Raw genomic sequence first — 6447 nt, 5'->3', positions numbered from 1 at the left:
GTTGAGATTAACTGGTCAGACAATCCGAAGTTTCCTAAGATCTTGAATGAAGCACGACTTGATGATCTGAGAAACCGTCCAGAGACCTATAAGCATATTTGGGAAGGGGCTTATCTTACAGCGGTTCAAGGCGCTTATTATCAAAAGGAAATGTTGGCAGCCGAGCAGGAGGGGCGGATAGGGCGCGTTGCTCGTGATCCTTTAATGCAGATACGCGCCTTTTGGGACATTGGGGGTACGGGCGCCAAGGCAGATGCCACGGCGATATGGATAGCGCAATTTGTTGGTAGAGAGATCAGAGTGCTTGATTATTACGAAGCACAGGGACAGCCGTTATCCGAACATATCGGTTGGTTGCGTCAAAATGGTTATGAGAAGGCATTGATGGTTCTCCCCCATGACGGTGCGACCAGAGACCGTGTGCACAATGTGAGTTTTGAGAGTGCTTTAAATGATGCGGGTTTTGAAACGCAGGTCATTCCCAATCAAGGGGCTGGTGCTGTCAAAATGCGAATAGAGGCAGTGCGACGTATTTTGCCGTCTGTTTGGTTCAATGAAGAGATGACGGTCGCAGGACGTAAGGCACTGAACTGGTACCATGAGAAATGGGATGAGAAGCGCAATATTGGTTTGGGAGCAGAGCATGATTGGTCCAGTCATGGGGCAGATGCCTTTGGATTGATGTGCGTGGCTTATGAAGAACCTCCGACGATACAAAAGCGACCAGCTTATAGCGGTAGAGAAACTTATGAAAGCACGTCATGGATGGCAGAATGATGTATGATGAAGAGCATTTAGATAAAGAAAGTAACGCATCAGATTTGTCGACAGAAGGCTTATTTCGCAAGCTTGTGAGTTGGTACAAAGAAGATGTGGAGCATGTGAATAAATGGCGTGAACATGCGCGGGAGGATTTTCGTTTTTACAATGGTGATCAGTGGAATGAGGCTGATTTAGCGGCGTTAAAAGAGCAACGCCGCCCCGTTATGACTTTTAATCGTATTGCTCCGCTTGTGAATGCTGTTGTGGGTTCAGAGAGAAATAATAAGCGAGAAGTGCAGTTTATTCCCCGTCAAGTAGGGAAGGCATTGCCTAGTGAATTGCTTACTGGTGCGGCAGAATGGTTTCGGGACATGGCGCATGCAGAATACGCTGATAGTGATGCTTTCCAAGATGCCGTTATCTGCGGCATGGGCTGGACTGATACCCGCCTTGATTATGAAAACAGTCTTGATGGTGAACCGGTCATTACGCGTTTAGACCCACTGAAAATGGTCTGGGATAGTGCAGCAGTGCAACCGAATTTAACCGATGCACAACGCATGTGGTATGTAGATCGCAAGCCCTTGGAAGTAGCTAAGCAGATGTTTCCCAAAGCTCATTGGAGTGAACTGAGTGCAGATTGGGCGCGTGATGGGGTTGCTTATGAGGGCATTCATCATAATGATCTTGAAGCTTATAATGATGAGAAGGGCATTGATGTTGAAAACGGTCGTCGGATGGTTACACTAGTTGAATGCCGTTGGTTTGAAAGCGAGAGGTATTACAAAGCGCCCGATTTAAGCACTGGAGAACTTCGTGATTATAGTGAAGAGGAATTTAAGCAGCTCCAGTGCATGATGCCCGATATCCAAGGGGCAGCTTTCAATAAAAAGGTCGTAAAACGTGCTTTTTTAGGGAGGAAATTGCTTGAATCCCCCGATCAACCTTTGGTTCCAGCTGGTCAATTGGGTTGGGAGTGTATAACGGGGTATTTTGACAAGATAGAACGGCAATTTTATGGGGTTGTGCGTCCTACAAAAGACCCGCAACGGTGGGCAAATAAATATTTCAGTCAAGTGATGCATATTCTCAACAGCCAATCCAAGGGTGGAATTATGGCTGAGAGGGGTGCATTTGAAGATGAGAGAGAAGCTGTAAAGAGTTGGAGCAGGGTAGATAGTATTACGGTTTTAAAAAATGGCGCTTTGGCAGGTGGTAAGATACAGCCCAAACCCGTAGCGCAATTCCCAACCGGTTTTTTCCAACTGTTTAATGAAGCCAAGGAAGCAATTAATCAGGTGACGGGTTTATCACCCGAATTCATTGGTACAAGGGAAGTGACACAAGCGGGTATTTTGGAGGCACAACGACGCCAATCCAGTTTAAATCTGCTTGCTTGTCTGTTTGATGGTTTACGTTTGTACCGCAAGCGGCAAGGTAAAATTATTTTGCACTTGATACAGAATTACTTGTCCGATGGGCGTTTGGTACGGATATCTGGTGAGGAGAATGCGCAATATATTCCATTGACGCGTGAAGAAGTAACGAGTGTCGAGTATGACATTGTTGTTGATGATGCGCCAACCAGCCCGAATGAGAAAGAGCGCACCTTCGGTATTATCACACAACTGCTTCCATTGCTTCAAAATGCGATTACGCCGGATATTATGCTTGATCTACTTCGTTATTCTCCATTGCCGGCGTCATTACTCAATCGTGTCAGTGAGAAGTTCCAACAGCAACAAATGGCACAACAACAGCAGATGGACCCCGAGCAGGAAATGAAGTTGCAGGAAAAGCAGCAAGATATTGCGGCTAAAAGTCAGATGCAACAGATGGATTTACAAGGCAAGCAGATTGAATTGGTTATGCGTCAAAAGAGAGCAGAATTGGAAGCGGAATTGATGCAACAGAAGCATGAGCTTGAACGGGAGCGTATTCTTAATGAACGAGCGCAAAATCAAATCATGCGTGAAAGAGCGGCAACATACAGAGGAAGAAGCATTTGAGAGAGGTTAGAGAATGAATGCAGAAATGAACGAAGCTATGAATGAAGCTATGAATGAAGATTACAGAGTTGGAGCACCGGTATTTGATGATGAGAGCTCTTTTGATGCCGGCACTTATGATGGTGAAACGATTGATAATGATGATGTCACCTCTCCAGAGCCGGTTGTGCAGTCCGTTGAAAAGCCTTCAGAGATTGTTCCTAATTTAGAACAGCAGCGTATGGAGCAACAAGCCAAACAAGCTCGTGAAGCGCTTGTCAAGCTTTATGAACCCCAATCCCAGACGCCAATGGTTGAAGGTGAAAATGCACCCCCAGACCTACGTGAGGACCCTGTTCGTTTAGTGGCGTGGATGCTAGATAAGATTCAAAAGCAAGATGCGTATATTAGGGAACAGAAAGAAGCGCTAAGACAAGCTGAGGAACAGCAGCAGCACGATATGCGTCTTGGTGAATTTTTTAATAATTCTGTTAAGTCGTTTCAAAATAAATCCAGTGATTTTGATGCCGCGGCAAATTTTCTTTATGAGGCACGCGCAAAGGAATTGAGTTCTTGGTCATCACTTTATCCTGAGTATGGACAACAAAACACAATAGATGCAATTATAAGAGATCAATTGCATGCTCTTGTAGCGACTTGTGCACAAAGAGATCTCAATCCGGCAGAAGAGATTTATAGAATAGCGCAAAATCTTGGCTATCAGAAGAACCAAGCATTACAAGCGAATAATCAAGTTGCTGCGCTTCAAAGCCGGCAGAATTCTGCGAGAACCTTAACAGCATCTGGAGGAGGGGGCAGTGTTGGACCAATCACTTTAGCAAGCATTGATGGGATGTCAGAAGAAGAATTTGACGCTTGGATATCAAATCCGAAAAATAAAGCAATTTTTCGGCAGTTGCATGGTGCTGGTAACGGGTATTAAGAGTGCATTTTTATAGAAATTAGCCTGTTTTATGCAGGGGTATGGTCCGGCTTTTAAGCCGGTTTTTTTTACAGCAAAGAAAGGTAAAATCAATGGCATTAACAACAGTTAGAGCAGATGATCCTCATGCGATAAGCACGTGGTCAAAATTATTAAATACAGAAGTTTCAAAGGCGATACCTATTGCCCCCCTTATAGGCAAGGGTTCAAACAGCATTATTCAACTTAAAACCGAAACACAGAAAGGCAGAGGGGATTGTGTTACATTTAGCTTACGTACACAGCTTTTGGGACGGGGTGTTACCTCAGGACAGACGCTTGAGGGGAATGAAGAGGCATTACAATTCCTTCATGACAGACTATATATTGACGAACTTTCGCATGCAGTTCGTGTAGAAAATGAAGGTAGTATAGCGCAACAACGTACAACGTTTGATTTGCGCGACGAAGCAAAAGATGGCTTAGTTGATTGGTATGCAGATCGCTTAAGCTTGATGTTTTTCATTCAAGCTTGCGGATATACAGCAAGGACAATCTCTTTTGAAGATCGGATGATAGATATCGAGAATGTGCATTATGGATTTAATGAACCTCTTGCACCAAGTAGTAAGCGAATTATCCGTCCAGATGGTAAAACCAAGGATGAAGAGCTAAGTGAAGCGCCAAAACACAGCTTTAGTTTAAAGCTTATTGACGAAGCTGTAAAAATGGCGAAACTTGCTAATCCCAAAATTCGACCAGTACGTGTGAATGGGGAGAGTGTTTATGTTCTCTATTTGCATCCAACACAAGTGATGCAATTGCGTACCAATACAGAGACTGGTCAGTGGCTTGATATTCAGAAAGCTGCTTACACAGGCTCTCGTGCGAAAAACCCAATCTTTGATGGTTCTTTAGGCATGTATAATGGTGTGATTTTACGTGAATCTGAACATGTCACCCATGGGGTTAAATCTACCGATCATACAGCGAAAAAAAGTGTGCGTCGTGCTGTTTTTCTTGGAGCACAAAGTATCGTTATGGCTTTTGGAAATAATCGCAATGTCAATCGCTATAAATTGGTGGAAGAGCATTTCGACTATCAACGTTACTATGGTTTGTCTGCGAAAACACTGATTGGCATGAAGAAAACCCGTTTCAAATTTCCAAATAGCTCTCAAGCAGCGCAAGATTTTGGAACGATTGTTATCCCCACCTATAGTGGTGAACCTGATAATTAATCATAGGGAGGAAACAAGACATGGCAGATCAATTACCACCTCCATTACAGGGAAGAAATCTTCACACCCAACAGGTGAGTTTCTTACGTTTGAATATCTCGCATAAAGATAAGCATCTTACGGAAAAAATCGGAATTTTGCCTCGTGGCGCTTTGATCACTTCGATTAAAGCTTTTGTCAAGACCGCGTTTTCTGAGGCAAAATTAAAGATAGGCAGCACCTATGGCGGCAATGAGTTCAGTGAAAAAGACATCAAAGCCCAAGGCACGCAAGATTTTACGCCAACAGATCAAAAGTCTTTTGTTGCAGATGATAAGGAGATGACCCTTTATGCAACACGGGATAAAACAACTGCGGCTGGTGAATGTATTGTGGTTGTGCAATTCGTGACAAATCATTGAGGGGATAAGACATGGCAGATTATTTACCACAGCCCTTGCAAGGGAGAAATCTTCATACCCAACAGGTAAGCTTTTTGCGGCTTAATTTTAGCTATGAAGATAAAGAAAACGCTATGAGAATAGGTACGCTACCTCGTGGTGCTTTGATTACTTCAATTAAAGTGTTTGTTAAGACGGCATTTTCAGAAGCGAAGGTAAAAATAGGCAGCACTGCTGGAGGGACTGAGTTTGGTGAAGTAGAAATCAAACAACAGGCAGTAAAAGAGGTTAAGCCCACCAATCAGAAGGAATTTGTCCCTTATGATGAAGAGGTCACTCTCTATGCTAAAGCTGATAAGACAGTACAAGCTGGTCAAGCAAGTATAGTCGTTGAATTTGTAACCAATCACTGAAATTGAGGGGAGAGATTTATTAACTCCCTCTCAGTTTATGAAGTAGAAGACTGTACAGAGAGTTGCAAATTAAGGGCCGATAAGACAGCGACTAAGGTAGAAAGTTTAGGGTCACCAGTCTTACTTAAAGAGCGGTATAATCCACTGCGTTCGCGATTGGTTTCTTTTGCTAAGGCACTCATATTTTGAGCACGTGCAACAATACCAAGGGCATCTGCTATATGAGAGGCATCACCGGTTTTAAAGGCTTCATTAAGAAATGCTTGTTGTACCTCAATGTCTTCAAGATATTCTTCTGGTTTAAAGGGGGTTATTTTCATCACTGTACTCCTCTTTTAACTTTAATGCTTGTTCAATATCTTTTTTCTGCGTTGATTTATCTCCACCACATAACAAAAGGATAAAATCAGAGCCTTTTTGGGTAAAATAAATTCGGTAACCAGCACCATAATGGATACGTAATTCACCTATGCCATTAAAGAATTTAACATCACCGAAAAGACCCTGTTTTAAGCGGACAATACGTTGAAGAATAATAGCCTTAACGCTTTTATCTTTAAGTTTCTTAAGCCAAGTATCAAATTCTATCGTTTTATGAATGAATACCATTTGAGTACTATACTACACAAACTATATAATATCAATAGTAATAATTTTTACTGAAAGGTATTTTGATGACACGTCATTATATTCGGGTTAAGACCGGAGGACCGATACCAGTAAAGCGAGATGTTTATCGTC

7 protein-coding genes and 1 pseudogene are annotated in these 6447 nt (G+C 42.8%); 6 read left to right on the top strand and 2 right to left on the bottom strand.

The genetic code is table 11. The annotated features are described in order from the left end of the window. From ACFIJJ_RS08825 to ACFIJJ_RS08800, 6 genes and pseudogenes are all read left to right on the top strand, one after another. Positions 1–777: pseudogene (locus tag ACFIJJ_RS08825) on the top strand (PBSX family phage terminase large subunit); the annotation flags it as partial. Beyond that, on the top strand, positions 762–2771 hold the full coding sequence (locus ACFIJJ_RS08820) for a portal protein (RefSeq protein WP_375646676.1): 2010 nt from the start codon (positions 762–764) through the stop codon (positions 2769–2771). The pseudogene ACFIJJ_RS08825 and the gene ACFIJJ_RS08820, both read left to right, overlap by 16 nt. A gap of 25 nt (positions 2772–2796) precedes the next feature. Further along, a complete protein-coding gene (locus ACFIJJ_RS08815; RefSeq protein WP_375646678.1) occupies positions 2797–3693 on the top strand; it encodes a hypothetical protein in 897 nt (298 codons plus the stop codon). A gap of 92 nt (positions 3694–3785) precedes the next feature. Next, positions 3786–4913, top strand: coding sequence for a N4-gp56 family major capsid protein (locus ACFIJJ_RS08810; RefSeq protein ID WP_375646675.1), 1128 nt, complete (start codon positions 3786–3788; stop codon positions 4911–4913). Positions 4914–4933: 20 nt separating this feature from the next. Next, positions 4934–5314, top strand: a complete 381-nt coding sequence (locus ACFIJJ_RS08805; RefSeq protein WP_375627176.1) for a hypothetical protein — start codon at positions 4934–4936, stop codon at positions 5312–5314. 11 nt (positions 5315–5325) lie between these two features. Continuing rightward, the gene (locus ACFIJJ_RS08800) at positions 5326–5706 is read left to right on the top strand and encodes a hypothetical protein (protein WP_375621741.1); all 381 of its coding nucleotides are present in this window, start codon (positions 5326–5328) and stop codon (positions 5704–5706) included. 35 nt (positions 5707–5741) lie between these two features. Here the strand turns inward: ACFIJJ_RS08800 and ACFIJJ_RS08795 are convergent, their stop codons facing one another. Both ACFIJJ_RS08795 and ACFIJJ_RS08790 read right to left on the bottom strand, forming a co-directional pair. Further along, positions 5742–6026 carry an addiction module antidote protein gene (locus tag ACFIJJ_RS08795; RefSeq protein WP_375621740.1) on the bottom strand — a complete coding sequence of 95 codons (285 nt, stop codon included), beginning with the start codon at positions 6024–6026 and terminating at the stop codon, positions 5742–5744. Further along, positions 6007–6315, bottom strand: a complete 309-nt coding sequence (locus ACFIJJ_RS08790) for a type II toxin-antitoxin system RelE/ParE family toxin (protein ID WP_375624281.1) — start codon at positions 6313–6315, stop codon at positions 6007–6009. Before ACFIJJ_RS08790 ends, ACFIJJ_RS08795 begins: the two co-directional genes overlap by 20 nt. Between the last annotated feature and the right edge of the window lie 132 nt (positions 6316–6447).

Source organism: Bartonella sp. TT29SHDZB, assembly GCF_042193395.1.
GTDB lineage: Bacteria > Pseudomonadota > Alphaproteobacteria > Rhizobiales > Rhizobiaceae > Bartonella.
Note: the sequence above shows the minus strand (reverse complement) of the source record. Positions and strands in the feature narration are given on the sequence as shown.